Genomic DNA, 24,959 nt, shown 5'->3' on the forward strand with positions numbered 1-24,959 from the left:
TAAAGACAAAAGCTATGCCTGGTTTCAAGCCTAACAGAGGCCATAATCGACGTAATCAGTCCATGAAATAATCAAGACAAAATTGACAATTGTTACACTCTTACCTAATATCGCGAACACAAATTATTCTCATTTAGTTAAATAGTAAGGGTATAGCAATGACATCATCCTCCCAGCCAGCTGGTCAATTGGCACCGGCTTTTCGACTGGCTGTTTTGCCACTGGTAATGTTTGCCAGTCTCAATGTGCAGGCCGATACAGACTCGGAAGAGAAATCGGTTCAACTACCCAGAGTGGAAGTCACCACGGGTGAAATCGATAAAAACGGCTACATTGAACTGGAAGCACAACCGCAAGTCGGCAAGTTGAATGTCCCAATTCAAGACACCCCGTACTCCATTGAAATTATTGATCAGAACTTTATTAAAGATACCGGGGCCAAGACGATTCAGGATGCATTGCTTTACAGTTCTGGGGTTTATGCTGGTGCATTCGGACTCGATACCCGGGGCGACTCTGCCAAAATCCGCGGTATTGATCCTTCCCAGTACGTCGATGGTCTGCGTCAACTGTATGGCTTTTACAACACCGTCCGTCCCAACGTTTATGCACTGGAAAGCATTGAAGTACTTAAAGGGCCCTCCTCAGTGCTGTATGGTCAGGGTGAACTGGGCGGTATTGTGAACTCGGTGTCCAAGTTGCCTAAGGAACAGCAGCAGGGAGAAATCTGGGCACAGTATGGTTCTTTCCATCGCAAGCAACTGGCGTTTGATGTGACCGGCCCAGCGACGGAAGATGGTAAATTGCTCTACCGTGTTGTCGGTCTTGAGCGAGACAGCCAGACCCAAGTCGATTATGTCGATGATGACGGCTTTTTTATCGCACCGTCTTTGACCTGGAAACCGACTGACGATACCAGCTTTACCGTGTTGTTTAACCGTCAGATGAATAAAGGCCAGGTGTCTGCACAGTTCCTGCCGCAGTCCGGTACGCTCGACCGTGGCCCGCTGGGCTATGTCGGATCAGAAACCTTTGTCGGTGAGCCGGGCTGGGATAAATATGACCGTGAGAAAACCGAAGTGACGCTGATGTTTGATCACAGCTTCACCGATAATTGGTCTTTCTCGACCACGGCCCGATACTCAGAATCCAGTACTTTCACCAGAGAGCATTATACGACTGCGCCTGATTCGCGTTTTCCAGGTATTGACGCTGCTGGAAATATTGGCCGTTTTATAACAACGGCTGATCGACATACACGGATTTTCAATCTGGATGCGCGTCTGCAGGGTGAGTTTGATTTAGGCGTCACTAACCACACGGTGGCGATTGGTCTGGATCGTCAGGATGCAGTCTGGGAAACGGAGAACCAAGCTTCAGCACTGGGAACCCCAATCAACCTTTATAATCCGGTCTACGGCAACTTTGATCCGAGTGCTCTCAATCCGACTGATCCTGACGATAATCAGATTAGACAGGTTGGTTTTTATATTGCAGATCACATGGAAATTGGTCCAGTGGTGATCTCTGCGGCGCTGCGTCGTGACTGGGCCAAAAATACTCTGTTGGCTGAGGTGGGCGACAATGTCACCAGTGATGAGAATGAGACAACCGGTCGTATTGGGGTGATGTACCGCTTTGATAATGGTGTATCTCCCTATGCCAGTTACTCAGAAGCTTTTACAATGAACCTTGGTACTACCCAGGGAAGTACATTGAAACCAACGACAGGGACTCAACGTGAGTATGGTTTGAAATACTTATCCAATGATAAGACTTTGGCAATCACTGCAGCTTATTTCGATATCATAGAAAACGAGCGTGTTGTTCCTAGCTCTGGTGGTGATCCTGATGGTGTTGAGCAGACCGGCGCCACCATTGATGGCTGGGAATTGCAGGTCAATAAACGCTGGAACCAGTTTGAAACGCAGTTCAGCTATACCGATCTGAATGCCGATAACGGCGAAACCGGTGAGCGTTTAAGTTATGTTTCCGAGAAAGTCGCCTCCTGGTGGAATAAGTACTACCTGAACAGTAACTGGCGTATCGGTGCTGGCGTCAGGTACGTTGGTGACAATGTGAGTGGTGATAGCGCACTGACTCTCCCTTCAGAAACCTTATACGACGCGATGATTGGTTACAGTTACAAAAACTGGGATTTTACTGTTGATGCCAAAAACCTGACCGATGAGGAATATGTCTCCTGGTGTCGGGGCGATGGCTTAGACTGTGGCTACGGTGAGAGACGTAATGTCACTGCCAATGCCTATTACCACTTCTAAACTTTCAAAGGCCCCGTTTCCGGGGCCTTTTCTTTTTAAGTCAAACTGGTTCCGAAATAGGTGGGAGTCGCTTTGACTCATAGGCCAGGCCAGGCAAACTCAGATAATGCCAAAAGCCAGCATCGCATTGGCAACTCTGCGGAAACCGGCGATATTGGAACCCAGCACATAGTCATGCGGTCTGCCAAACTCATCGGCAGTCTCACAGCAGACCCGGTGGATCTGGTTCATGATTTCATGCAGCCGCTCTTCGCTGTACTCAAAACCGGAGCCGTGGGTGGCGTTATGCTGCATTTCCAGTGCGGATGAAGCGACGCCACCAGCATTGGCTGCTTTACCCGGTCCAAAGGCAATGCCGTTCTGCTTGAGTACTTCAATCGCTTCCGGGGTGCAGGGCATATTGGCACCTTCGCAGACGGCAATGCAGCCGTTATCAGCCAGTGTCTGGGCATCCTTTTCCTGCAATTCATTCTGCGTTGCACAGGGCATCGCGATATCGCAGGGAATGTCCCAGATATTACCGGCATCCAGGTATTCGGCATCATGATGAAAGTCGAGATAGGTTTTGAGGCGGGCGCGTTCGACTTCCTTGATATGAATCACGGTGTCTACATCAATCCCGTTGCGATCAATGATGACCCCGCTGGAATCAGAGCAGGCGATCACTTTTGCCCCCAGCACACGCAGCTTTTCTATCGCGTAAGTGGCAACATTCCCAGAGCCCGATACCACGGCCACCTTGTCTTTGATGTCTTCGTTATGGACGGCATTGATCATGTTTTCACAAAAGAACACCGCGCCGTAACCGGTCGATTTCTGTCGAATCCAGGTGCCCCCCCACTGCGGGCTTTTGCCGGTGATGACCCCGGATTCGTAGCGCTGGGTGATGCGTTTGTATTGACCAAACAGGTAACCGATCTCGCGTGTGCCGACACCAATATCCCCAGCCGGCACGTCGGTAGTTTCCCCGAGGTGTCGATAGAGACCAGTCATAAAGCTCTGACAGAAGCGCATGATCTCATTCTCGGATTTATCTTTGGGATCAAAGTCCGAACCGCCCTTGCCACTGCCGATCGGCAAGCCAGTCAGGGCATTTTTAAAGGTTTGTTCAAAGGCCAGAAACTTGATCGTGCCCAGCGTGACACTGGGATGAAAACGCAGGCCACCCTTGTAGGGGCCAAGCGCACTGTTAAAGCCGACCCGAAAGCCGCGGTTGATCTGTACTTCACCGTTATCATCCTCCCAGGGCACACGGAAAATAATCTGCCGCTCTGGTTCGCACAGCCGCTCAATGATTTTGTTTTTGGCATATTCCGGATGTTTCTCCATGACCGGTGATAGCGTCTCAAGCACCTCCATCAGCGCCTGGTGAAATTCCGGTTCGCCCGGATTGCGATCGACCACCTGTTGAAATGTAGCGGAAATGGCCTTTTGCGTATTCGACATGTGCGCTCCTTTGTCAGATGATGTCCGGGCAACGTTGCCAGGACTTGTAGACTGCAGATGTCAGCTTCCACCCCAGCTTATAAGCTCCACAGGTCACCCGCAACAGCCCTGCGGATAAATCGGTTTTTTAGTTGTCACAGGAATATTGGTTCACAGGAGGGCCTCATGTTCCCGATTCGCTGTGCCGGCTTGCTGGCAATCCTGTTTTTATCCCCGGCTATACAGGCATATCAGTGCTTTGAGTCTTCGCCGACTTATCTGCAGATGGGCGAGGCTTATTTCACTGACACGGCAAAGCGGATAGCGGTCCAGGGTGATGAACCGGCACTTGATATTGTCAGAAACCTGCAGGGCGAATGGGAAGGGACCCTTTCCGAGATTCTCTGTGAGGGTGATAAAGAGGCGCCTGAACCCTTGTACCGGGAAGCGGAAGTCGAAGCTGACGTTAAGCAATCCAACACCGCCCTGTTTCTGATCTCAATGAGAAAAACCTACCGGAATAGCTTTATAGAGAGTGAGTCTGTCTACCTGATGAATAAGGGCAGTTTGTACTCACTGAGAATCAGTGACGGTTTCATCAGTGCCAGTGAACGGGAAAGGCGAAGCTTGCAGGGGAAACAGACAGGTACCCGCTACGTCGAGGTCTTTTCTGAAATAGAGATTGAAAACGATGATCAAATTACCGTTGACTGGCAGTTGTTCTCAAACGGCGTGTTTGTATCCAGCCAGCGACTGAATTTGGAACGTGACTTGTGAGTTAAAAGAGGATAAATTCCACAAGATAAGGACTTTTTTACAAACTGGATCAGACTCATGGATCGAGAACGAAAGAAAGATTCCGCTCAACTGGCGGTGGTCGGTATTATCAGACAGTCTGCAAACATTGTTTTGCAGAGACACAAAAAACTTTTAAAAACACTGGGCTTACCAATTTTATTATTGGCGGCTTTGGATTCTTTTCCTGCCATCTTCTTTGAAGATAATAATCTACTGGCTTTTGGTTTTTTCCTCTTGAGTTTGCTGATTTTTGTGCCCTATGCCAGCTGTTGTCATCGGTTGGTGATCATGAAAGATCAGCCAGATCAAGCTGTCGAATTTGTATGGACAGCTAGGGAAACCCGTTTCCTGGGCTGGACCCTCGCAATTTATTTTCTGGCTGCATCAGCGCACTTGGCGGGAGGAGTGCTGTGGCAGGCGCTGTCGTCAGTAGTAAGAAACGTCGGTCTGATCTCAGGTATATTCCTGGTTTTCACGTTGGTTATCTTGCCAGGATTTTACCTTCTGGCACGTTTAAGCCTGGTATTTCCGGGAACAGCGGTTGGGGAACGACCCGATATCAAGTCGGTGTGGACACTGTCGAATGGCAATGTCTTTCAACTCATCATGATTGTTGTGATTTATCCGCTACTGACATCATTTTTTCTGTATCTATTCATTACTAAGATATTGCTGACGAGTGCCAGCACCTTAGCCAGTATCGTCTACAGTGTGAGTTTTTATCTGTTCACGCTGTTTATAATTTCAGCGCTTTCAACGGCCTTTGTTGAATTAAAGAAACTGGTTGCATCAAATCAGCAAACGGTCGAGAAAGCCGGCTGACTTCAGCCGGCTCTCGATAACATTTACTTCAGCAACAAGAACATGGCCTGACGACCACGGACAATATTCAGCAGTAACTGGTCGGCATTCTGCACCATCGGTTTGAAAGCAGCCAGGCTCTTCACTGGCTGACGATTGACTGAAGTAATCAGGTCTTCAGCTCGCAGACCGGCATTCCAGGCCGGACTGCCACGCTTGACCGAATAAATGACAACCCCCTCAACCCGGCCATAGTATGGCGAGCCCTCTTCAATATCTCCGAAGGTGGCGCCGGACAATTTTGGGTGCACTGTGCCATTAGCTTCAGTTTGCCGGGTTTGCTTGACCTCGGCAGTCAGCTTTTTCTTGTCGCCATCACGAATGATCGATAATTCAACTTCCTGACCGACGACCATCAGGCCAATGGTGTTACGTAAACTGTCTGCATTCGCCAGACGGGCACCATCCACCGCGGTGATTATGTCGCCGACCCGCAGACCCGCCTCATCAGCGGCCGAGTTGGGAACGACATGCGTTACCACGGCACCTTCCTGTTGATCGATATTGAACGCATTGGCCAGTTCCGGTGTGATGTCCTGCATCTGCACACCCAGATAAGCGCGGCGTACCTCACCAAACTCCAGCAGTTGATCGCTGATCTGTTTCACCAGGTTGCTGGGAATGGCAAAGCCGATACCGACATTGCCCGGATTCTGCCCCGGGGAGAAGATGGCGGTGTTAATCCCCACCAGTTCACCACGCAGATTGACCAGCGCACCGCCGGAGTTACCGGGGTTTATTGAGGCATCAGTCTGGATAAAGTTTTCGTAGCCTTCAATGCCCAGACCGCTACGACCGAGGGCACTGACAATACCGGATGTCACGGTCTGACCCAGGCCAAACGGGTTGCCGATGGCGACCACAAAGTCACCGACCCGCAGGGATTCTGAGTCCGCCAGAGGCAAGGCCGACAAGTTTTCCGATGGAATTTTGATAAGCGCTACATCGGTGGCCGGATCGGTGCCGACGATTTCAGCCTGGAAGTTTCGACCATCATTCAGCGAAACTGTAATTTCATCCGCACCGCGAATCACGTGGTTGTTGGTAATCACCAGCCCCTCTCGGGCATCAATGATGACGCCCGACCCCAGGCTCTGCCGAGGTCTGACACGGGGTTGATCCGGCAAATTAAAGAAATGACGGAAGAAAGGATCGTTTAACAGTGGGTTATCCTGCACCCGCACCTGACTGCGGGTCGCTATATTCACCACGGCAGGTTTGGAGCGATCCAGCATTGGGGCCAGCGTTGGCATTTTTCCCTCGCTGGCAAACCAGTCCAGCGGCAGTGCGGCACTGGCAACTTGAGCAATTAAAGTCAGGCCAGCCAGCCAGACTAAGAGGGATTTGAGATTCTTGGTCATCTAAACCTCCTTATCAGACTTGTTCCAGTGCATCTCGCGGGTTGAAGGCCATTTCTTCCGCCATCTGCATGTAAAGTTTCTTGGCTTTGTCGCTGTCTGCGGGGGGCGTCATGATCTGCAATACAACGAACTCGTCACCGGGTTCTTTGCCAGGCAAACCACGCCCTTTAAGCCGCATTTTCTGACCGCTGCGGGTACCAGCGGGAATGGTGAGACTGATCTTGCCGGCCAGGGTCGGCACAGTCACTTTGGCCCCCAGCGCAGCTTCCCAGGGTGCCAGGGGCAGATCCAGATACACATCCTTACCTTCCAACCGGTAGTGTTTGTGTGGCGCAATCTGCACTTCCAGATAAAGATCACCCGGCTTGCTGCCCATCCCGGCTTTGCCCTGACCACTAAGGCGGATTTTTTTACCCGAGGCAATGCCGGCCGGGATTTTTACGTTAATGGTGCCACCCTGACTGGCACCGGCGGGACGGCGGATAGTTTTGGTGGCACCATTAAACGCATCTTCCAGTGAAATCGTGATCTTGGCGTTAACATCTTCACCTTTGGCAAAGAAATTATCGCCCATGCCGGCACCGCCCATGCCGCCCATGCCCCCGAACAGGTTCTCGAAGAAGCTGCTGAAGTTACCACCACCGGCGAAACCGCCCATATTTTCTTCCCAACCCGGTGGGGGCGTGAAGGATTGGCCATGACGGTAGTTACTGCCGAATTGATCGTATTGCGCACGCTTCTGTGCATCACGCAGCACTTCATAAGCTTCGCCGACTTCCTTGAACTTGTCTTCAGCATCGGCCTCTTTGCTCACATCGGGATGATATTTCCTGGCGAGACGGCGATAGGCCTTTTTGATGTCATCCTGCGACGCATCGCGATTGACACCCAGTATCTTGTAATAGTCTTTGTATTCCATAAACGGACTTATACACCTGAAATTGATTCAAATCACTAAGTGGGGTTTTAGGAATATCTTTTCAATGTATTTAAGGATTTTCCTGAGGTTTCGAGGGATTCAGGCATGAGAAAATACATCCACATAATAACCACGATATTCATGAGAGAAATATGTCTACCAGAAAAAAAATATCCCTTATGCTGGCTGCCGCTCTGACCTCAACTGCAGGCGTTGCTGTTGCGGATGATAATGTCAGCCTGGACGAAATGGTCGTTACCGGTACGCGTTCTGAGACACCTATACTGGAGCAAGCAGGTAATACCGGCAGGGTTTCCGAACAGGAGATTGAACTGGTTCGCCCTGATCACATCAGTGAAATCGCCAACCGTGTCAGCGGCGTCAATATCCAGGAGGGCAACGGTCAGGAGCACCTGACTTCAATTCGTTCGCCGGTTTTGACCGGTGGTGCCGGGGCCGGTTCTTTTCTTTACTTAGAAGACGGCATTCCCCTTCGTGCCGCTGGCTTCGCCAATGTGAACGGGCTGTTTGAGGTGAATTACGAGCAGGCAGGCGGGATCGAAATTGTCCGTGGTCCGGGCAGTGCCTTTTATGGCTCCAACGCGGTGCATGGTCTGGTCAATGTCCTGTCTCGAGCGCCTTCACTGGAATTGGAACGGGAAATTGATTTATCCATCGGTCCTAATGATCTCTACACGGCCAAAGCAACAGTCAGCGACACGGTGGGTAATCATGGTTACCGGGTCAATGTACTGGGTACGACCGACGGCGGTTATGCCAGTGATTCTGGCTATGACCAGCAAAAAGTGACCTTACGTCATGACTACTTCGGCGACGTTGATAGCTTTAAAACCTTGTTCAGCTATACCAATCTGAATCAGGAAACAACGCCTTACATTGAAGGCTATCAGGCCTATGAAGATGAGAGCCTGTCGCGCACTAATCCGGATCCAGCAGCCTATCGTGATGCCAAGTCCTACCGCTTGTCTACTGAGTGGATTCGCGAACTCAGTGACTCATCCCGGTTTACACTGACACCATATCTACGTCATACAGAAATGGAATTTCTGATGCACTTTCTGCCGGGGCAGGCGACTGAGAAAAACAAGCATAGTAGCGTTGGTTTATTGTCTTCTTACACCAAAGAACTAGACGGTGGTCACAAACTGATTTTTGGGACAGATTTCGAGTACACAGAAGGTGAACTGACTGAAATCCAATACAACCCGGCCCCACCATTTGGTGTTTTCATTCCCGGAGTACACTATGACTATGATGTAGATGCTACCGTCATTGCACCCTATATTCATACGGAGTGGCAAGTATTGGAGGATACTCGGGTAACTGCCGGGCTGCGTTATGAATACACGCGTTACGATTATAGCAACAATACCGCTACTAGGACTCTGGCAGGTAGTAACCGCTATTTACGTCCTGACAGTGATGTCGACACCTTCAGTAATTTCAGTCCGAAACTGGGCGTTGTTCAGCAACTGACTGACGATACTGCGGCTTTTATCAATTATTCCCGTGGTACTCGTGCTCCTCAGACTACGGATTTGTATCGGGCGCAAATCGAACCATCACAAACCGGAAGTGCCGATTCTGAAACTATCGATAGTATCGAAGTGGGTGTGCGCAAAGTGGGTGACGGTCTGCAGTATGAAGTTACCGCTTACCATATGAAAAAGCGCGATTATTTCTTCACCGATACCGAAAATCAAAATGTACCTAATGGTAAAACCCAGCATACCGGTCTGGAATTGGGTGTGTTTTATCCGTTCTTTAATGATGAGTTTGATATCGCAGCCAATGTCGCTTTTGCCAAGCATGAGTATGACTTCGATAAGCCGAGTTCTGATATTGAGAGCGGTGGTTACTTGGTTACAGCACCCAAGCGTATCGCTAATGTCCGTCTGGGATGGAACGCGACCCCGCAAACCCGTGCAGAACTGGAATGGGAGCATATGAGCGAGTATTACCTGAACGATGCCAATACTTTTAAGTATGAAGGACATGACGTGTTCAATCTGTTTGTCTCGCATGATGTCACCGCAGACTTCACCCTTTACGGTCGACTCAAGAACGTATTCAACACCGAGTACGCAGAGCGGGCTGACTTTGGCGGTGGCGGCGGTGGTGACTATCGTTACTTCGTCGGTGAAAAGCGTTACCTGCATGTCGGAGCCAGTTACCGTTTCTGATTGTGCTACTCCGGTAGCCCGTCATTGCGAGGAGCGCAGCGACGTGGCAATGCAGTCCGGCGATTGAAACCTGGGACTGGATCGCTTCGGCTTTCTGCCTCGCGATGACGGAATTGCTGGTGAAGACGCTTAGGCGCTGGGGCGCATTGACAAGCCCCGACTTCTGAAGTGTGGATTTACATCCCATTCAGGTCATTGCGAGGAGCGCAGCGACGCGGCAATCCAGTCCGGTCATTGAAACTTGGGACTGGATCGCTTCGGCTTTTTGCCTCGCGATGACGGAATTGCTGGTGAAGACGCTCAGGCGTTGGAGTGCAAAGACAAGTCCTGACTTCTGAAGTGTGGATGTAACATTCCCTGCGGGTCATTGCGAGGAGCGTAGCGACGCTGCAATCCACTCCAGTTTGTAGCGTCAGTAAAAGACGCTGAAGCTAACGGCTGCCAGACTTTCGTTCTTCCAGCCGTCGCAAAAACTCACGCATGATATCGTCATACAGCGCCATACCCAGGTATTCATCTTCGACACCGCTGTCGATGCTGGGATTGTCATTGATTTCGATCACCACAATGCGGTTGCCGCTCTGCTTGATATCAATGCCATAGAGCCCATTGCCAATCAGCTTGGCAGCCTTGGTGGCGATTCGAATCACTTTTTCCGGTACTTCGCTGACCGGTATCGCCGCAGACTTACCGCTGTCAGTGCCTTTTTTGGTGTTGTGGTTGTAGATCTGCCAGTGGCCTTTGCTCATAAAATACTGGCAGGCATAAATCGGTTTGTTGTTGAAGACACCAATCCGCCAGTCATAATCGGTGTACATATATTCCTGCAGCAGAATAATCGCTGACTGCTGGAAGAAGGCCGGGGCTTCACGGCGCAGATCGTCGGCATTGTTGACCTTAATCACACCGCGGGAAAAGGCCCCGTCTGGGATTTTCATCACCAGCGGGAAGGTGGCGGTTTCACACAATGCATCCAGCCCCGCATGATCATTCCTATACAGCAGATGCGATTCCGGCATCGGCAGATCATTGGCGGCCAGCAGTTCTTTCAGATAAATTTTATTGGTGCAGCGAATGATGGAAGTCGGATCATCAATCACCACCAGTCCTTCACTCTCAGCGCGGCGGGCAAATTTGTAGGTGTGGTTATGCGTCGCCGTGGTTTCACGGATAAACAGGGCGTCATATTCAGCCAGGCGGATGTATTCGCGCGGCGTAATCAGCTCGACATCAATGCCGATGCGTCGACCACTGCTGATGAACTTCTTCAGCGCCGCCATATTGCTGGGCGGCATTTCTTCCTTGGGATTATGCAAAATCGCCATATCGTATCGGTACTGGCGACGTTTGGATGGCTTGCGCCACAGGCGATGACTGAAGTTATCCAGCGCTTCGGCAAAGAAATCCTGTTCCTGCTCGCTCAGTTTGTTAATGGCACTGGCCTTGATGCGGGTAATGGTCCAGTGGCCGTTAAAGCTGAACTCAACATCCAGAATCGGGCAGGGGAATTGTTCAAAAATCTGCCGCGCCAGTTTCTGCAGTGAAGTCACCGGCGTCTGGCCGAAGTAAATTTTGAGCACAAAGCGTTCAGTCTGATCCGTGGAGGCCAGTTGTTTGTCCAGTTGTGCCGACAGATCGGACAGGTCATAAGCGTAAAGACTTTTGCGCGATAAATCGTTGATGGTGCGCAGTCCGGGCAGGACCCGATGGCCGCGGGCTTCGGCCACCATAGAGCAATAATAGCCGCGACTCAGATAGTCGAGGCTGCGGCAAAGGTTGAGAATCTGCGCACGGCTGTCGCTGCGCGGCGGGGGAGATTGCAGGTAATCATCGACCGCAATGACCTGCTCACTGGGGAAATAGGGACTCCAGTCATCAATATTTTCGACTATTATCAGATGCTTAGTCATAGTGTGCTGTTGCTTCCTCCTGCGCCAGCGTGGTGTTTAAAAACGAATGATAAAGTCAATTTAATCTGCATGTGTTAAAAATTTTTGCGAAGGATTTTATTTGCTGGTCAAAATGAGCAAACTCACATATTCTTCGCGAAAAATTTTTGCACAGGAGGCCCGTTGCCATGTATGCAGATGCCGTTTTGAGTGTTTTTTCCCAACGTTATGCGGGGGCTCGCGATAAGTTTATCAGCCATGTCGAAACCAGTTCGATCGTGGAAAAGCTGACCAATCTGCCGCACCCGCTGAAGGGGCCGAAAAACGAAAAACTGTTCTGTGACATCGCCTGGGCCGGGAATCTCAAAGCCGATAAAGTCCTGGTGCTGGTATCGGGCATCCACGGTGTTGAGGGTGGCGTGGGCTCGGCGATTCAGTCCGACTTCGTGTCCCGTCACCGTCGTCTGCCTTCCGATGTCTGTGTGGTGCTGGTGCATGCGCTGAATCCCTGGGGATTTGCCTGGGCCAGTCGAAATGACGAGCAGGGCATTGATGTCAATCGCAACTTTGTTGACTTCAATAGCAAGCTGCCAGTTTCCAAAGCCACCGAAATCTGGGCTGAATTACAGCAAGGCAAAACTGACATAGCGACGATTGCGCAAAACCGTCAGCAATTCGACCTGCTGTCAGAGGGGCAGTATGAAAAACCGGATATGCCCTATTACGGCGGAAAAGAGCCCAGTTGGTCACGTCAGGTGGTGGAGCAGTTGGTAGCGCAAATCAAGCCGGCTAACCGTAAACAAGTCATGGTGATTGATATTCACAGTGGCCTGGGTCCCTATGGTTACGGTGAGCTGATTTGTGATCATCCAGTGGATAGCAAAGCCCATGATTATGCTGTGGAACTGTTCGGTGCCACCGTCACGGAACCTTCGCTGGGTAATTCCAGTTCCGGTACAAAACTGGGGCTGCATGACTATTTCTGGCACAGTCAGGGTGAACATGTCTGCTATTTGACACTGGAATTCGGTAGTTTCGGCAATCAGCAGATGCTCAAGGTCCTGTCCGACGATCAGAAGCTGCAGCAGTCCGGCAAAATGGACTGGTCGGATGATAAAACCCTGGATGTTAAACATGCGATGCAGGACTTTTTCTGCCCGGATGAAGCACAATGGCAGGAACTGGTGCTGTTCCGTGGCCGTCAGGTGATAGAGATGGCACTGGACGGATTAACTGAGAATGCAAACCACAACAACGGACGCTGAGATCGATATTCGCGAAGCGACACTGGATGATGTCGATGCGCTGAATAAGCTGGAAAATGCCTGTTTCGACACAGACAGGATTTCCCGCCGCAGCTTTCGCTGGATGATCGAAAAAGGCCACAGTCTGTTGCTGGTGGCGCTTGTTGACCAGCAACTGGTCGGTTATGTATTGCTGCTTTATTCAAAGGGTACCTCCCTGGGCCGGGTCTATTCGCTGGCGGTGGATGCCCGTTATCGCAAGGCCGGTATCGCCGCCAGGCTGATGCAGGAAGCCGAAACCCAGGCGTTGGATGATGGCCGTAGCTTCCTGAGGCTGGAAGTCCGTCCTGACAACCATGGGGCTATCCGTCTGTATGAAAAGCTGGATTATCAGCCTTTCGATATCGTCACCGATTTCTATGAGGACCATGCCGACGCCCTCAGAATGATGAAGGTGCTGCACCACCAGCCTGAAATTACCCACCCTGAGGTCGCGCATTACTCCCAGACCACCGACTTCACCTGTGGTCCGGCCTGCCTGATGATGGCGATGAAAACCTATGATGCGCCTCTTGTGCTGGACCGGCGTCTGGAATTCCAGCTCTGGCGAGAAGCCACCACCATCTTTATGACTTCCGGCCATGGTGGCTGCAGTCCGCAGGGCCTGGCATTAGCGGCCTACCGTCGCGGGCTCAATACCACCCTGGTCACGAATTCTGACTTGATTCCCTTTGTCGGTGGCGTGCGAAGTGAAGACAAAAAGGCGGTGATTGAATGCGTGCATCAGGACTTCATCGAGCAAATCAGCAGTTCTGAAATCCAGCAACTACAATGTACCGTCGATACTGCACTGCTCAAACATTCTCTGGATCAGGGCGCGCTGGCGCTGGTTTTGATCAGCTCCTACCGGCTTAACGAGAGTAAATCCCCGCATTGGGTGCTTGTGGTGTCGATATCAGATACTTTTGTTTATTTTCACGACCCGGATGTAGATTTGGACGATAACAAAAGCCTCACTGACAGCGGCTATATCCCGGTTACACATAAGGAATTCAACCGCATGCTGGGCTACGGTAAACCGCGCTATCAGGCGGCCGTTATCGTGTCTGACACTTTGTTGAAATGAACTTTTGATTGTCAGTCGGGTCGGTCAGGCTGAGGAGTGATTATGATTGAAAAATTAAAACAGATGCTGGGTAATACCTTTGGAGAGGACAGTCAGGCCCTGATGTCTGATCAGGGTCATACCAAGCTGTTGGCGGCGGTGGCGCTGATGATCGAAATTATTGCCGTGGATGATGAGCGGCATGACGCTGAAATCGCGATGCTCAGACAGCTTGTCAGCGAGCGTTTTAATCTATCTGCTGAAAAGGCGGAAGCACTGATCGAACAAGCTGAAGCGGCTTTGCTGCAATCCACTGACTTTTACCGTTTTACCTCAGCGATCAATAGTGAGTTCGACCATGAAGAGAAGATCGAATTGATCGAATCATTATGGCAACTCGCTAATGCTGATGAGCATATCGATGCGATTGAACAGCATGTCATTCGTAAGCTCGCCAGTCTGCTTCATGTCTCGCATAAAGACTTTATCGCCACCAAGCTGCGGGTTGTAAGTGAATGAATCAGGCTTTTTCATCGCCTGACTGTACGTAACTCATCCACTCCTCGATAGGCATTGTACCGCCTGATTTTTCAACCTTTTCACGGTCTTTGTCACTCAATACATCGTTGACTTCATCCACCCGTTTCCAGGCAGCAACCGGCGTTTCGCAGTCAGCTTTGGGGACGTAATGCGAGTCCTTCACTTTCTGATAGCGGTGGATGTAGCGCGGGCAGTTCTGCCATAGTTCACTCACTCTGACCCGCACCACCAATTCCGCTTCTTTCCAGCTAGGGAGCAGAGGATCATCGGCAGACACGCTGGCCTTGCCCTGCACCCGGATGCGATGCGGTTTTTCAAAGTCAATAAACAACATGCCCACTTCGGCATGGCCGTCGATATTGCCCATCGAGAAATACATGCCATTGCCGTCAAAGCTCGGGAAAGCCAGGGTATGCTCATCGACCACACGAACAAAGGCACCGGCTTCACCGCCTTTGTAGGAAACCGTGGGACGGCCCTGATGATCGACTGTGGACAGGAAGAACATATCCCGCTGTTCTATAAACGCCGCAGCCTCTTCGGAAATCTCTGTAATCACAGCCAGTTCTTCGACCCGGTCAGCCATATCTCTGCTGTCGAAAAGATCCTGAAATTCGCGGTGTTTCTCACCATAAAGTCTGCTCATAACGGCTCCATTGCAAATAAGCTGTCGGTCAAATTAACACGCTGCCATTGCCCTGTACATGGCAATGCTCAGCACAGGCAAATTGCCCGGATTCAGGCTGAGGGCAACCCCGGTCATCAGTCGTTGCGGTGTCAGCGGCGGCTGATATTTCCTGCTGGCAAGCACTAAATACACCCCCCTGATTGAGCTTGCAGTGTTTCCCCACACAGAACAGGTTGCCAAATGAACATTTAAACGATAATGTATCTCATTAGCAATCGTAACTATTTGTTTTTACTGGATGACACAGCAAAACCTGGAAAACCTATATCTACAGCATCACAGCTGGCTGTGGCACTGGATCAAAAGCCGCCTGGACTGTGATGAGCAGGCCCGGGATCTGACCCAGGAAACCTTTATCAAGTTACTGGTTCAGGGGCGTGCCGGAGATTTGCACGCGCCCAAAGCTTACCTGAGCAGCATTGCCCGTGGCTTGCTGGTGGACTTGTTCCGCCGCCGCAGTGTGGAAAAGGCCTATGTGGACGCCTTGCAGCTACAGCCGGAACAACATGCTATTTCACCCGAGCTACAGCACAGCATCCTTGAGACGCTGATGGAAATCGACCAGATGCTGGACAGCATGAGTGAACGGGGCCGGCAGATCTTTCTGATGGCGCAGCTCGATGGTTTGTCCTATGCGGAGATCAGTCGCCGCCTTGGTGTTTCCGTCAACACGGTGCGGAAACATTTTATCCGTGCCATGACCCAGTGCCTGCTGTTAGTGGATGAATAACGCCATGAAGCTTGATGCCGATATCCTGGAAGCCGCCGCTACCTGGTATGTCGATCTTAAATCTGCGGCCGCCGACGACCCGCTGCACGACGCCCATAAACAATGGCTGGAGGCCGACTCCAGGCATGTGTTGGCCTGGCGCCGGATTCAGCAACTACAAAAACGCTTTCGGGGACTGCCCCGGGACATCCGCCCCGAAACACTGGAGAAAGCCCGCCGTTCACGCCGGGAGATGATCAAAGCCTTGATGGTGGTCATGACAGTCGGTGGAGCGGGTGCGGCCTGGCAACAAAAAAGCCGGGTGCTCAGCCTGGCTGCCGATTACCGTACTGCTGTGGGGCAGCGCCGTGATATTACCCTGGCCGATGGCAGCCAACTTCATCTCAATACCGACTCGGCACTGGATGTGCGTTTCAGCCCTGAAAAACGCGAAGTGTTTTTGTATCGCGGTGAAGTGATGGTCAGTACGGCTAATGATCAACATCAGCGGCCTTTTATCGTGACAAGCCCGCATGGTGAGGTGCAGGCACTGGGTACCCGTTTCAGTGTCAGTAGTGACCAGCGCCGCACCCGGGTCAAAGTGTTTGAACATGCAGTGTCATTATCAGCTGCTGATGCGAATGACAGTCTGTCGCTGCAAGCCGGCAGACAGGCTGACTTCACTGAACAACAATACAGTGCTGTCACTGCGATTCCAGCCAATGCCGATGCCTGGGTACAGGGTTTGCTGATTGTCAGCGACTGGCGGTTGGCTGATTTTGTCGATGAACTCAAGCGCTATCACAAAGGCGCGCTGAGTTGTGATGAAAAGGTGGCTGATTATCGGATATCCGGCGCTTTTCATTTGAACGATACCCGCGCTGTACTGGAAAATCTCAGTAGCACCCTGCCGGTAAAAGTGCGTTATCTGACACGATTCTGGGCCCGGGTGGAAGCAGGCTGAGTTTCAGCTGCTGAAAAAAATGTAAACAGGGGTTGTTGATTTTCAATCTCGTTCGGCCTGTTAGATAGAGGCGTTGCAAGTCGACGTCAAAATTTTTCAATTAACAGGCAATGCAATGAAACAACGTGTCCAGAAATATCCCTTGAAACTCCTGAGTCGCCGTCTGCTGGTGGTCGGGATTGTCAGCACTAGTCTGATGAGCGGCGCAGTGCTCAGCACGGCGGCTCATGCCGACACTGCGGTCACTCAGAAGAGCTTTAATATCGATGCCGGTTCGCTGGAGTCGGCCCTGGTACAGTTTTCAGTCCAAAGCGGCATTACTGTGTCGTTTGCGCCAGAGGTCGTGCAGGGACTGACCACACCCCAGTACAAAGGCAACTATGCCCCTGATGCTTTGCTCGACAGTTTGCTCAGTGACAAGGACTTGAGCCCAAAGCAACTGGCTAATGGCAGTTACACCATTGTTAAACAGTCGGCTGCTAATGTTAGTCCCGGGTCGCGTGATATGAACACGGTAGAGCTGGATGAGATGGTCATCACTTCAACCCGCGCTGAGACCCGGTTGGAAGATTCTGCCCAGGTATTGACGGTGATCGACCGTGAGCAGATTGAAAAACAGATGGAAATGAGCAGTGACACTTCTCAGATCCTCAGCCGACTGCTGCCGGCGTTTTCGCCCAGCCGTCAGAAGCTGACCAGCAGTGGTGAAACTTTTCGCGGTCGTTCTCCCTTATTTCTGATTGATGGCGTGCCGCAGAGTAATCCCCTGCGTGACGGTCAACGTGATGGCCACACCATAGATATGGCAATGGTCGAGCGCATTGAAGTGATTCACGGCGCCAATGCCATTCACGGCCTCGGCGCCACCGGCGGCATTATCAACTTTATTACCCGCCGCCCCAGCAGCGATACGCTGAAACAGCATGCCAATATCCAAATGAGCTCACCTACTGGCGAGTTCGGTGATGAAACCATGGGTTACCGGGCGGATTACAGCCTGCGTGGCAGTAAAAATGATTTCGAATATACGCTGGGTCTGAGCTATGAGCGCCAGGGCGTGTTTCTGGATGCCGATGGCACTGAAATCGGAGTCGATAACGTCCAGGGCGATATTATGAATTCGCAGAGCTATGACGTGTTTGCCAAGCTGGGTTACTGGTTCGATGATAATCAGAATCTGGAGTTCACCCTGAACCGCTACCAGATCAAAGGCGGCAATGATTATGTCAGTGTGGATGGCAACAAGGCGGCGGGCATTCCCACCACTTCACGCAGGGGCACACCGATCGGCGAGGCGCCACGTAACCGGGTGCTGACGACCAGTGTTAAATACCAGCATTACGATCTGGCGGGCATGGAATTTACCGCCCAGGCTTACCGTCAGGAGTTTGAAGCACTGTATGGAGCGCTGGCTTCCGGCAGCTTTACCGACCCGGTTCTGGCACCGGACAGCATTGATCAAACCCAAATCGAGTCCGATAAAAACGGCGCGAAATTCACCCTGGTCAAGGACGACCTGTTTGATGACAAGCTGAAACTGACCACTGGCCTCGATTTGCTGGAAGACAGTTCATTGCAGCGTCTGGCCATGACTGACCGGGTCTATGTGCCGGAAGTCGTGTATAAAAACTATGCCCCGTTCCTGCAGGCTCAGTTCAAGCCGGTGGATTATCTGGTGTTACATGCCGGTGCCCGCTATGAACATGCTGAGCTGGACATCGACACCTTCCAGACCGTGTTCGGTAAAGGCGGGGTGACAGTGCAGGGGGGCAAGCCGGACTTTAATGAAACCCTGTTTAATGGCGGCGCGGTCGTTTCCCCGACCTCATGGCTCAGTGTCTTTGCCAACTATTCGGAAGGTTTTGGCATGCCCGATGTTGGCCGTGTTTTGCGCGGTATTGGTACCCCCGGACTGAGTGTGGAATCCCTGCTGGATTTGAAGCCGATCCTGACGACCAACAAGGAAATCGGTGTGCGTATTGACTGGGCACCGGTTGATTTTGAAATCAGCTATTACGAGTCGGATTCCGATCTGGGCTCCCGCCTGGAAGCCAATGCCGATAACACCGAATACTTTATCCGCAGACAAAAAACCGAGATTGAGGGCGTTGAGGCCAGCCTGGGTTTGCAGGCCAATAAGGATCATTATTTGAACCTGGCGTATTCCTACATCCGCGGTCGCTTTGACAGTGATAATGATGGCCGGGTCGATGCCGATTTGAATGGCTCCAATATTCCGCCCAACCGCCTGCTGGCGAGCTGGAGCGCGGACTGGACACCCAAGCTGAGCTCTTTTATTCAGGCCAGTTATAACTTTGACCGCAGCTTTAATGATGCCGATGATGAGGACTTCAATGGTTATGCCTTGATCGATGCATCGCTGGGCTATGAACTGGGTAAAGGTACAGTCAATCTTGCCGTCAGTAACCTGCTGAATAAAGATTATTTCAGCTATTCCTCGCAGACCAATTACGGCTCAGACACCCGTAATTTCAAGGGACGCGGTCGGGTTATAACACTGGGCTACGCACTCGATTTTTAGGACGTTAAGCTTAGTCTCAAACCTTGATAATACAGCGGCCCTGGGCCGCTGTTTTTTTACATCAGAGCATAATTTAATAATCTATTTTGATGGATTCCGCCAATTGACTGGGCGTTAATAAAACAGATAGGTATAATGCGTCTTATTCACATTTGGTCACTCAGGCCCTGTTGTTCGGAATGAGGCTTTACCATGATTTCGCAGACTGCTTTGCAGAACACAAACCGCATTATCGCCGCCTTTCTTGGCGGCTACGCTTTCACCTGGGGCCTGTCGGCGCTCGCTATCACGACGATGGTGACCCTGGGCATTGATTACCACGAGGCAGAAACCGGCATGACGCTGGTTGCCTTCCTGATTTTTCTGGCGCTTTTCCTGTGGGCATTTGCCGCTGCCAGCATGCTTCGGGTGTGGCTGGTGCTGGCTGGTGGTGCTGCGGTGATGATGTCGATTGCCATAATGCTGCAAAACAGCCTGGTCAGTTAGGAGCGCGACGATGTTTAATTCTTTACGTATGTCCATGGGTTGGGTCCACACCTGGCTGGGCCTGGTACTCGGTTTTGTGCTGATGATCTGCTTTTTCTTCGGTGCGCTGTCCGTGTTTGATCGGGAAATCGATCGCTGGGCCATTCCCGATACCCGTTTTGAACCACAGCCGATGCCCTCTTTTGATGAGGTGCTGAAACCGGTCTTTGATGAGATGAAGCCGCATCCGACCGATATGGCCGCGACACAGCAACGGGTGATTGGCGACTTGCCCGATCCTGATACCATGCCGCTGAAATCACTCTACGCCTATACCACACACCGTGATCCGGTGTTGCGTATTGGCGGCGAATTCGGCATTCCCAATGAGCCCAAAGATCCCGCAGATGATCATTTACATGTCCATGGCTGGGCCACGGTCAATCCCACCACGGGGGAAACCCTGAGCGATAACGCGCTCAAAATCGGCAGCGAATGGTTTTACCCGATGCATTACAACCTGCATCTGAGGTGGAACATGCTCGGTTACTGGATCGTCGGTGTGGCAGCACTGGTGATGCTGGCAGCGCTGGTGACCGGGGTGATTATTCACCGTAAACTGTTCCGTGAATTCTTCACTTTCCGCCCCTGGAAACACGTATTTCGCAGCAGCCTCGATTTGCATAATGTTACCGGGGTAGTGGCCTTACCCTTCCATTTCTTCTTTGCTTTCACGGCTTTGGTAATTTTTGCGGCCAATATTTATCTGCCTTTGTCGCACACCACCCTAAAACCTTTGCATGAACAGCACGAAAAACTGGAAGCCGAACGCACCGGCTTGCCGCATGAAGAATCCGGTGTGGCCGCACCGCTGGCATCGGTTGATGCGATGGTTGCGGAGGCCAAGCGCCGCTGGGCGGAGCGCGACATGCCGGGAGAGGTCGGCTATCTGTTTATGGACCATATCGGTGATGAGAACAGCTATGTCAGCATCTACCGTGCCGGCAGTGACCGTGTCGCGCTGGTGGGTGAGGGCATCCATTTCAAAGCCAGCACCGGCGAGGTCATTCGTGAAGAGCCGCCGCGCAGCGTCGTGGCCTCGATTGATGAGTTTCTGACCGGTCTGCATCTGCAACATTTTGAGCACTGGTTGCTGCGTTGGCTCTATGTGTTTGGTGGTCTGCTCGGTGCGATTTGTATTGCTACCGGGTTTGTGCTCTTTGTCGAAAAACGCAAAGGCAAGCATGCCAAAACGGGCAGCCAGGGCTGCCGTATCGTTGATGCTATGGCTGTGACCACGGTGACCGGTATGGTCATTGCCGCAGTCAGTATGCTGGTGGCCAACCGTATTTTGCCTGCCGAGCTGGCGGGTAAAGGTCAGTGGGAACAGACTGTCTTCTGGTGGGCATGGGGGCTGGCCTTCCTGCATGCTGCGTGGCGCAGTTCGCCGGTGGCCAAGGCAAGGCATAACCCGGCCTGGCGGGAACAGTCCATGGTGATAGCACTGTTAAGTCTCAGTGCCGTTGGTTTGAACTGGATTACCACCGGGGACCATTTGATTAAAACCGTGTTTACCGATACTTATTGGGCCGTCGCGGGCGTTGATATGAGTCTGCTGGCAACAGCGCTGATTGCGCTTTATGCCGCTGCCAAGCTGCGTGCGCCAATCTCGCTACAAAAACAGAAGATGGAAAAATCGTTGAACCGTAACAAGCAGGTGAACGCCTATGACTGAGACAATATGGTTAATCACTGCCGCGGTAACTGCGCTGTTGAGTATGGGCTGGCTGGCATTGGCTTATGAAACCCATTGGCAGCAGGTGTTTCCTGCCAGCAAAACACTGCCCAACAGCAAGCGCCTGAAAACAACAGGCTGGTTTTTCCTGTTGCTGTCGGCGCTGTGTTGTTTACGCGCTGATCATCCGACGATGGCTGTTCTGGTCTGGGTTATGCTGCTGGCGGTAACCGCGTTCACTGTAGCAATGATTCTAAGTCGTCGCCCTGTGCTGCTTAAAACGATCTGCCCGCCACTGTTTGCAGCGAAAGTCTGATTTTTACTAATTCTTACTAATAAAAAAGGCTGATGAGAGGGCCATCAGCCTTTTTTGTCACTGAGATGATCAGGCTGGCGCCATGAAACCGGCTTTGACAATCTCACACCAGTCATTCAGACGCTGTTCAGTCATGCCCGGCTGGCAGTCTTCATCCAGCGCCAGACCCACAAAGTGCTGTTTATCCTCGGTCAGTGCCTTGGACTCATCAAATTCATAACCTGCTACCGGCCAGTGGCCGATGATTGTGGCCCCGCGAGCTTTCACTTTGTCATGCAGCATACCCATCGCATCCTGGAACCATTCAGCATAGGCAAACTGATCACCCATACCCAAGAAAGCTACGGTCTTGTCGCTGAAGTCGACCTCGTCAATATCATCCCAGACATCCTGCCAGTCAGTCTGCACTTCACCATAATCCCAGGTAGGGATAGCGAAGATAATATTATCGAAATATTCCAGTGCATCGAGCCCGACATCTTTCACATCAAACAACTCGACTTCTTCTTCACCGAGAATATCCTGGATTTTAACCGCGGCATCGGAGGTGTTGCCGGTTGTGGAGCCGTAAATTATTGCAATCATCGTCAATCCCAAATTTATAGATCAATAACGCAAATAATAATTATTACCATATAGGAATTCAATAGTTGATTGAGTTTTCTGATGAGTTGACTTTGTATCGGCGGGGGTTATAGGACCACACACTGTCTGTAGAAACAGTGCCGTAAACCCGGTTTGAAGTTGCGCGAGCTAACATCAGAAAGCTGCAGCCAAGGGCGAATGCGGTGATGTCTACAGCAAGCATGGGGGGAGCCTGATGCATCCATAGACCTGTTGCTGGGAATGTCAGCCCCAGAAGACTTGTCAGTGGAATCAAGAATGTCAGGATGGCACTGAGGTGTAACAGGTCAACCAATGCCCTCGCAGCGCCACGTAGAAACGCCCAGCCAATAGAGGCGAAGAATATGCTGTAGTAGATCCACTGCTCTATCATTAGAAGGTTGTCGATTTGCATACTCAACCACTTGCTGGCCGCCAGCATCAGAGAAATACCACAAACGCTGCCCAGACAAACCCCTACCGTTAGTGCTGCCATAGCACTGACATCCTTGCGCTGGCTGAAAATTTTACCGTCAGGTCGTTGCCTTTTGCGTCGGTTTTCTACCCAAAGCAGGTTACCGCTATAAAACAGCCACGCACCCGCGAGGCCAAGGAAAAAATACATCCAACGCACCGGCTCACCACCATAGGTTGCAAAATGCAGGGCAAAGAAGCTACTTACTGTCGTCATCCCAGCGCCCTGCTTACCCGGCAGGTAGTCTGTAGACTGCACTTCACCTGTATAGGGGTTGATGGCGATAAAACCACCCGGCGCACGTGGAGCAATTGCATTGTCATTGTGTCCCCAGATCCGAACACTAGCCCTGGGCGTTGTAATACCTGCGTACTCAAGCTGGTAGGGTTTGAAGTCTGGCGAGATCGTTGTTGTCGTGTTGAGCAAAACATGAGGTGAGAGCATTTGTGCCGGATCAGTGGATTGATCGGGTTGAGGTCTGGGAGCGCTCGAAAATAACGCATCACGTAACTTACCATCATGAATCACTGCATTCTGTGCGCCATACAGTAGATCGTGATAAGCAAACACAAAGGCGGTCAGCGCCATGATGATATGAAAAGGCAAACTGCTGACACCGACCACATTATGCGCATCAAGCCAGACGCGCTTAGGCTTGCGGCCGAGCCGAAATGCAAAAAGCTCTTTCACCAGGATGGGTAACAGGATCACCAGACCTGATACCAGTGCGAGTGTATATAAACCAGCAAAGACTCCCATAATCCAACGATTGGCATCACTGTCGACGGGCAGACCGACAACGCGGTGAAGGGTGTCGATAAATTGCGCCACGGGAGCTGGGAAAATTTCTTGTGTAACGACCTCTTCATCGTTATTGATTCGGGCAGTGAAATGGTGCTGACCAGAAGTATCATGCTCACCGGCTTTTTCATCTTCTTTTATCCAGGTGAATTGATGTGTCCCATGTTCTGCTGGATCCAGATTGAGCCGTATGCTTTTACCCGCCTCCGGTGCCAGCTTGACGATGGTGGCAATAAACGCTGGTACTTCATCCATCTCAAGCTGAGTGGCACTGACAGTGGGAGGTGTGGCCCATTGACTGATTGGTTCCTTGAATATGGTCAGCGCACCGGCATAAAAGGCGATGAAGAGTGCCATGCCACTGATAATACCGGTCCAGGTATGTAGGGACTTGTAAGTCTTAATGATGTTTGCGTTAACTTTCATTGCATGGCCTATGAAAGGGATTTAATCAGGAAAAAGAGGGCATAGACCATCAGATTCAGTAAGGCTAGCCAGCCCCAGGCCCGGAGACCGTTGCGGAAAAGATAAACGGTGCTGAGCAAAGTGAGCCACATTGGTGATAATAACCACATGACCAACTGTGCGCTGGCACTTCTGTTCATCTCAGATACTATCAGCAGGAGCACGCCGCTGAGTCCCAGTGCAGCAGTGAATCCGAGAATCAGCCCGGCAACTGTCTTGGATAACCAGTCATTGTGCAACGTTTGTTGTTTAGCCATTGTTGCGGTTCCTAAGTGATTTAGCAGCGCCAAGGTATGGAAATAGCACCAGTAGAAGCATCACCCAGATCAGCACGAGAAAAACAGCCGCAACCGCCTGCATTTCGCCAAGCAAGAGAATCAGGCTGAGCCCAATCAGGCTAAACCCCATCCACTGTAACGGCCTGGCAGGTAACTGATGTGACAACCAGAGCTGATGTCGAGATCCCAGATAAATCAATACACTGCCGCCCATTGACAACAACAGTGCAAGGTAAAAATAAACAGACATGATTTATTTCCATAGATATCAAGCAGTCGACCTAAGCCGA

At 51.3% G+C, this 24,959-nt stretch carries 22 protein-coding genes; 13 read left to right on the forward strand and 9 right to left on the reverse strand.

Annotated features, from left to right (window positions below):
* The first annotated feature begins 158 nt into the window (after positions 1 to 158).
* Positions 159 to 2,282 carry a TonB-dependent siderophore receptor gene (locus tag OMQ46_RS08510; RefSeq protein WP_266236321.1) on the forward strand — a complete coding sequence of 708 codons (2,124 nt, stop codon included), beginning with the start codon at positions 159 to 161 and terminating at the stop codon, positions 2,280 to 2,282.
* A 99-nt stretch (positions 2,283 to 2,381) separates the two neighbouring features.
* On the opposite strand, the gene gdhA is transcribed toward OMQ46_RS08510, so the two are convergent.
* A complete protein-coding gene (gdhA, locus tag OMQ46_RS08515; protein WP_266236322.1) occupies positions 2,382 to 3,728 on the reverse strand; it encodes an NADP-specific glutamate dehydrogenase in 1,347 nt (448 codons plus the stop codon).
* A gap of 165 nt (positions 3,729 to 3,893) precedes the next feature.
* Here gdhA and OMQ46_RS08520 point away from each other — a divergent pair, with 165 nt between their 5' ends.
* Complete coding sequence (locus tag OMQ46_RS08520; protein ID WP_266236323.1) at positions 3,894 to 4,484, forward strand: hypothetical protein; 591 nt, start codon at positions 3,894 to 3,896, stop codon at positions 4,482 to 4,484.
* Between the two features lie 57 nt (positions 4,485 to 4,541).
* Positions 4,542 to 5,327 (forward strand): hypothetical protein, encoded by a 786-nt coding sequence (locus tag OMQ46_RS08525; protein WP_266236324.1) that lies wholly within the window; start codon positions 4,542 to 4,544, stop codon positions 5,325 to 5,327.
* Positions 5,328 to 5,350: 23 nt separating this feature from the next.
* Here the strand turns inward: OMQ46_RS08525 and OMQ46_RS08530 are convergent, their stop codons facing one another.
* Both OMQ46_RS08530 and OMQ46_RS08535 read right to left on the reverse strand, forming a co-directional pair.
* Positions 5,351 to 6,727 carry a DegQ family serine endoprotease gene (locus OMQ46_RS08530; protein WP_266236325.1) on the reverse strand — a complete coding sequence of 459 codons (1,377 nt, stop codon included), beginning with the start codon at positions 6,725 to 6,727 and terminating at the stop codon, positions 5,351 to 5,353.
* A gap of 13 nt (positions 6,728 to 6,740) precedes the next feature.
* Positions 6,741 to 7,646, reverse strand: coding sequence for a DnaJ C-terminal domain-containing protein (locus OMQ46_RS08535; RefSeq protein WP_266236326.1), 906 nt, complete (start codon positions 7,644 to 7,646; stop codon positions 6,741 to 6,743).
* Between the two features lie 152 nt (positions 7,647 to 7,798).
* Here OMQ46_RS08535 and OMQ46_RS08540 point away from each other — a divergent pair, with 152 nt between their 5' ends.
* Positions 7,799 to 9,850, forward strand: coding sequence for a TonB-dependent receptor (locus tag OMQ46_RS08540; protein ID WP_266236327.1), 2,052 nt, complete (start codon positions 7,799 to 7,801; stop codon positions 9,848 to 9,850).
* Between the two features lie 431 nt (positions 9,851 to 10,281).
* On the opposite strand, the gene OMQ46_RS08545 is transcribed toward OMQ46_RS08540, so the two are convergent.
* On the reverse strand, positions 10,282 to 11,760 hold the full coding sequence (locus tag OMQ46_RS08545; RefSeq protein ID WP_266236328.1) for a RimK family protein: 1,479 nt from the start codon (positions 11,758 to 11,760) through the stop codon (positions 10,282 to 10,284).
* 167 nt (positions 11,761 to 11,927) lie between these two features.
* On the opposite strand from OMQ46_RS08545, the gene OMQ46_RS08550 reads away from it, so the two are divergent.
* From OMQ46_RS08550 to OMQ46_RS08560, 3 genes are read left to right on the forward strand one after another with little or no spacing between them, the layout of a single operon-like run.
* Complete coding sequence (locus OMQ46_RS08550; RefSeq protein WP_266236329.1) at positions 11,928 to 13,004, forward strand: DUF2817 domain-containing protein; 1,077 nt, start codon at positions 11,928 to 11,930, stop codon at positions 13,002 to 13,004.
* Positions 12,979 to 14,109: a GNAT family N-acetyltransferase/peptidase C39 family protein gene (locus OMQ46_RS08555; RefSeq protein ID WP_266236330.1), complete on the forward strand. Its 1,131-nt coding sequence runs from the start codon at positions 12,979 to 12,981 to the stop codon at positions 14,107 to 14,109. The genes OMQ46_RS08550 and OMQ46_RS08555 overlap by 26 nt, the downstream gene beginning before the upstream one ends.
* 42 nt (positions 14,110 to 14,151) lie before the next feature.
* Positions 14,152 to 14,607, forward strand: coding sequence for a TerB family tellurite resistance protein (locus tag OMQ46_RS08560; protein WP_266236331.1), 456 nt, complete (start codon positions 14,152 to 14,154; stop codon positions 14,605 to 14,607).
* A 1-nt stretch (position 14,608) separates the two neighbouring features.
* Here the strand turns inward: OMQ46_RS08560 and OMQ46_RS08565 are convergent, their stop codons facing one another.
* Positions 14,609 to 15,274 carry a pyridoxamine 5'-phosphate oxidase family protein gene (locus OMQ46_RS08565; RefSeq protein ID WP_266236332.1) on the reverse strand — a complete coding sequence of 222 codons (666 nt, stop codon included), beginning with the start codon at positions 15,272 to 15,274 and terminating at the stop codon, positions 14,609 to 14,611.
* Positions 15,275 to 15,554: 280 nt separating this feature from the next.
* Here OMQ46_RS08565 and OMQ46_RS08570 point away from each other — a divergent pair, with 280 nt between their 5' ends.
* From OMQ46_RS08570 to OMQ46_RS08595, 6 genes are all read left to right on the forward strand, one after another.
* A complete protein-coding gene (locus tag OMQ46_RS08570) occupies positions 15,555 to 16,046 on the forward strand; it encodes a sigma-70 family RNA polymerase sigma factor (protein WP_266236333.1) in 492 nt (163 codons plus the stop codon).
* On the forward strand, positions 16,039 to 16,989 hold the full coding sequence (locus OMQ46_RS08575; RefSeq protein WP_266236334.1) for a FecR domain-containing protein: 951 nt from the start codon (positions 16,039 to 16,041) through the stop codon (positions 16,987 to 16,989). The genes OMQ46_RS08570 and OMQ46_RS08575 overlap by 8 nt, the downstream gene beginning before the upstream one ends.
* Before the next feature lie 115 nt (positions 16,990 to 17,104).
* Positions 17,105 to 19,531 carry a TonB-dependent receptor domain-containing protein gene (locus OMQ46_RS08580; RefSeq protein ID WP_266236337.1) on the forward strand — a complete coding sequence of 809 codons (2,427 nt, stop codon included), beginning with the start codon at positions 17,105 to 17,107 and terminating at the stop codon, positions 19,529 to 19,531.
* A gap of 192 nt (positions 19,532 to 19,723) precedes the next feature.
* The gene (locus OMQ46_RS08585; protein WP_266236339.1) at positions 19,724 to 20,017 is read left to right on the forward strand and encodes an iron uptake protein; all 294 of its coding nucleotides are present in this window, start codon (positions 19,724 to 19,726) and stop codon (positions 20,015 to 20,017) included.
* A 10-nt stretch (positions 20,018 to 20,027) separates the two neighbouring features.
* Positions 20,028 to 21,731 carry a PepSY-associated TM helix domain-containing protein gene (locus tag OMQ46_RS08590; protein WP_266236340.1) on the forward strand — a complete coding sequence of 568 codons (1,704 nt, stop codon included), beginning with the start codon at positions 20,028 to 20,030 and terminating at the stop codon, positions 21,729 to 21,731.
* Positions 21,724 to 22,047, forward strand: a complete 324-nt coding sequence (locus OMQ46_RS08595) for a DUF3325 domain-containing protein (RefSeq protein ID WP_266236341.1) — start codon at positions 21,724 to 21,726, stop codon at positions 22,045 to 22,047. Before OMQ46_RS08590 ends, OMQ46_RS08595 begins: the two co-directional genes overlap by 8 nt.
* Positions 22,048 to 22,116: 69 nt before the next feature.
* Here the strand turns inward: OMQ46_RS08595 and fldB are convergent, their stop codons facing one another.
* From fldB to OMQ46_RS08615, 4 genes are read right to left on the reverse strand one after another with little or no spacing between them, the layout of a single operon-like run.
* Positions 22,117 to 22,632 (reverse strand): flavodoxin FldB, encoded by a 516-nt coding sequence (fldB, locus tag OMQ46_RS08600; RefSeq protein ID WP_266236342.1) that lies wholly within the window; start codon positions 22,630 to 22,632, stop codon positions 22,117 to 22,119.
* 58 nt (positions 22,633 to 22,690) lie between these two features.
* Complete coding sequence (locus OMQ46_RS08605; RefSeq protein WP_266236343.1) at positions 22,691 to 24,352, reverse strand: PepSY-associated TM helix domain-containing protein; 1,662 nt, start codon at positions 24,350 to 24,352, stop codon at positions 22,691 to 22,693.
* Positions 24,353 to 24,360: 8 nt separating this feature from the next.
* Entirely contained in the window at positions 24,361 to 24,648 is a 288-nt protein-coding gene (locus OMQ46_RS08610; RefSeq protein ID WP_266236344.1) for a hypothetical protein, read from the reverse strand.
* Entirely contained in the window at positions 24,641 to 24,919 is a 279-nt protein-coding gene (locus tag OMQ46_RS08615) for a hypothetical protein (protein ID WP_266236345.1), read from the reverse strand. Before OMQ46_RS08615 ends, OMQ46_RS08610 begins: the two co-directional genes overlap by 8 nt.
* Positions 24,920 to 24,959 lie beyond the last annotated feature (40 nt).

Source organism: Methylophaga sp. OBS1, from assembly GCF_026319365.1.

Coding starts and splice junctions, on each gene's coding strand:
- OMQ46_RS08510 (WP_266236321.1), top strand. CDS start 159: ATGACATCATCCTCCCAGCCAGCTGGTCAATTGGCACCGGCTTTTCGA.
- gdhA (WP_266236322.1), bottom strand. CDS start 3,728: ATGTCGAATACGCAAAAGGCCATTTCCGCTACATTTCAACAGGTGGTC.
- OMQ46_RS08520 (WP_266236323.1), top strand. CDS start 3,894: ATGTTCCCGATTCGCTGTGCCGGCTTGCTGGCAATCCTGTTTTTATCC.
- OMQ46_RS08525 (WP_266236324.1), top strand. CDS start 4,542: ATGGATCGAGAACGAAAGAAAGATTCCGCTCAACTGGCGGTGGTCGGT.
- OMQ46_RS08530 (WP_266236325.1), bottom strand. CDS start 6,727: ATGACCAAGAATCTCAAATCCCTCTTAGTCTGGCTGGCTGGCCTGACT.
- OMQ46_RS08535 (WP_266236326.1), bottom strand. CDS start 7,646: ATGGAATACAAAGACTATTACAAGATACTGGGTGTCAATCGCGATGCG.
- OMQ46_RS08540 (WP_266236327.1), top strand. CDS start 7,799: ATGTCTACCAGAAAAAAAATATCCCTTATGCTGGCTGCCGCTCTGACC.
- OMQ46_RS08545 (WP_266236328.1), bottom strand. CDS start 11,760: ATGACTAAGCATCTGATAATAGTCGAAAATATTGATGACTGGAGTCCC.
- OMQ46_RS08550 (WP_266236329.1), top strand. CDS start 11,928: ATGTATGCAGATGCCGTTTTGAGTGTTTTTTCCCAACGTTATGCGGGG.
- OMQ46_RS08555 (WP_266236330.1), top strand. CDS start 12,979: ATGCAAACCACAACAACGGACGCTGAGATCGATATTCGCGAAGCGACA.
- OMQ46_RS08560 (WP_266236331.1), top strand. CDS start 14,152: ATGATTGAAAAATTAAAACAGATGCTGGGTAATACCTTTGGAGAGGAC.
- OMQ46_RS08565 (WP_266236332.1), bottom strand. CDS start 15,274: ATGAGCAGACTTTATGGTGAGAAACACCGCGAATTTCAGGATCTTTTC.
- OMQ46_RS08570 (WP_266236333.1), top strand. CDS start 15,555: ATGACACAGCAAAACCTGGAAAACCTATATCTACAGCATCACAGCTGG.
- OMQ46_RS08575 (WP_266236334.1), top strand. CDS start 16,039: ATGAATAACGCCATGAAGCTTGATGCCGATATCCTGGAAGCCGCCGCT.
- OMQ46_RS08580 (WP_266236337.1), top strand. CDS start 17,105: ATGAAACAACGTGTCCAGAAATATCCCTTGAAACTCCTGAGTCGCCGT.
- OMQ46_RS08585 (WP_266236339.1), top strand. CDS start 19,724: ATGATTTCGCAGACTGCTTTGCAGAACACAAACCGCATTATCGCCGCC.
- OMQ46_RS08590 (WP_266236340.1), top strand. CDS start 20,028: ATGTTTAATTCTTTACGTATGTCCATGGGTTGGGTCCACACCTGGCTG.
- OMQ46_RS08595 (WP_266236341.1), top strand. CDS start 21,724: ATGACTGAGACAATATGGTTAATCACTGCCGCGGTAACTGCGCTGTTG.
- fldB (WP_266236342.1), bottom strand. CDS start 22,632: ATGATTGCAATAATTTACGGCTCCACAACCGGCAACACCTCCGATGCC.
- OMQ46_RS08605 (WP_266236343.1), bottom strand. CDS start 24,352: ATGAAAGTTAACGCAAACATCATTAAGACTTACAAGTCCCTACATACC.
- OMQ46_RS08610 (WP_266236344.1), bottom strand. CDS start 24,648: ATGGCTAAACAACAAACGTTGCACAATGACTGGTTATCCAAGACAGTT.
- OMQ46_RS08615 (WP_266236345.1), bottom strand. CDS start 24,919: ATGTCTGTTTATTTTTACCTTGCACTGTTGTTGTCAATGGGCGGCAGT.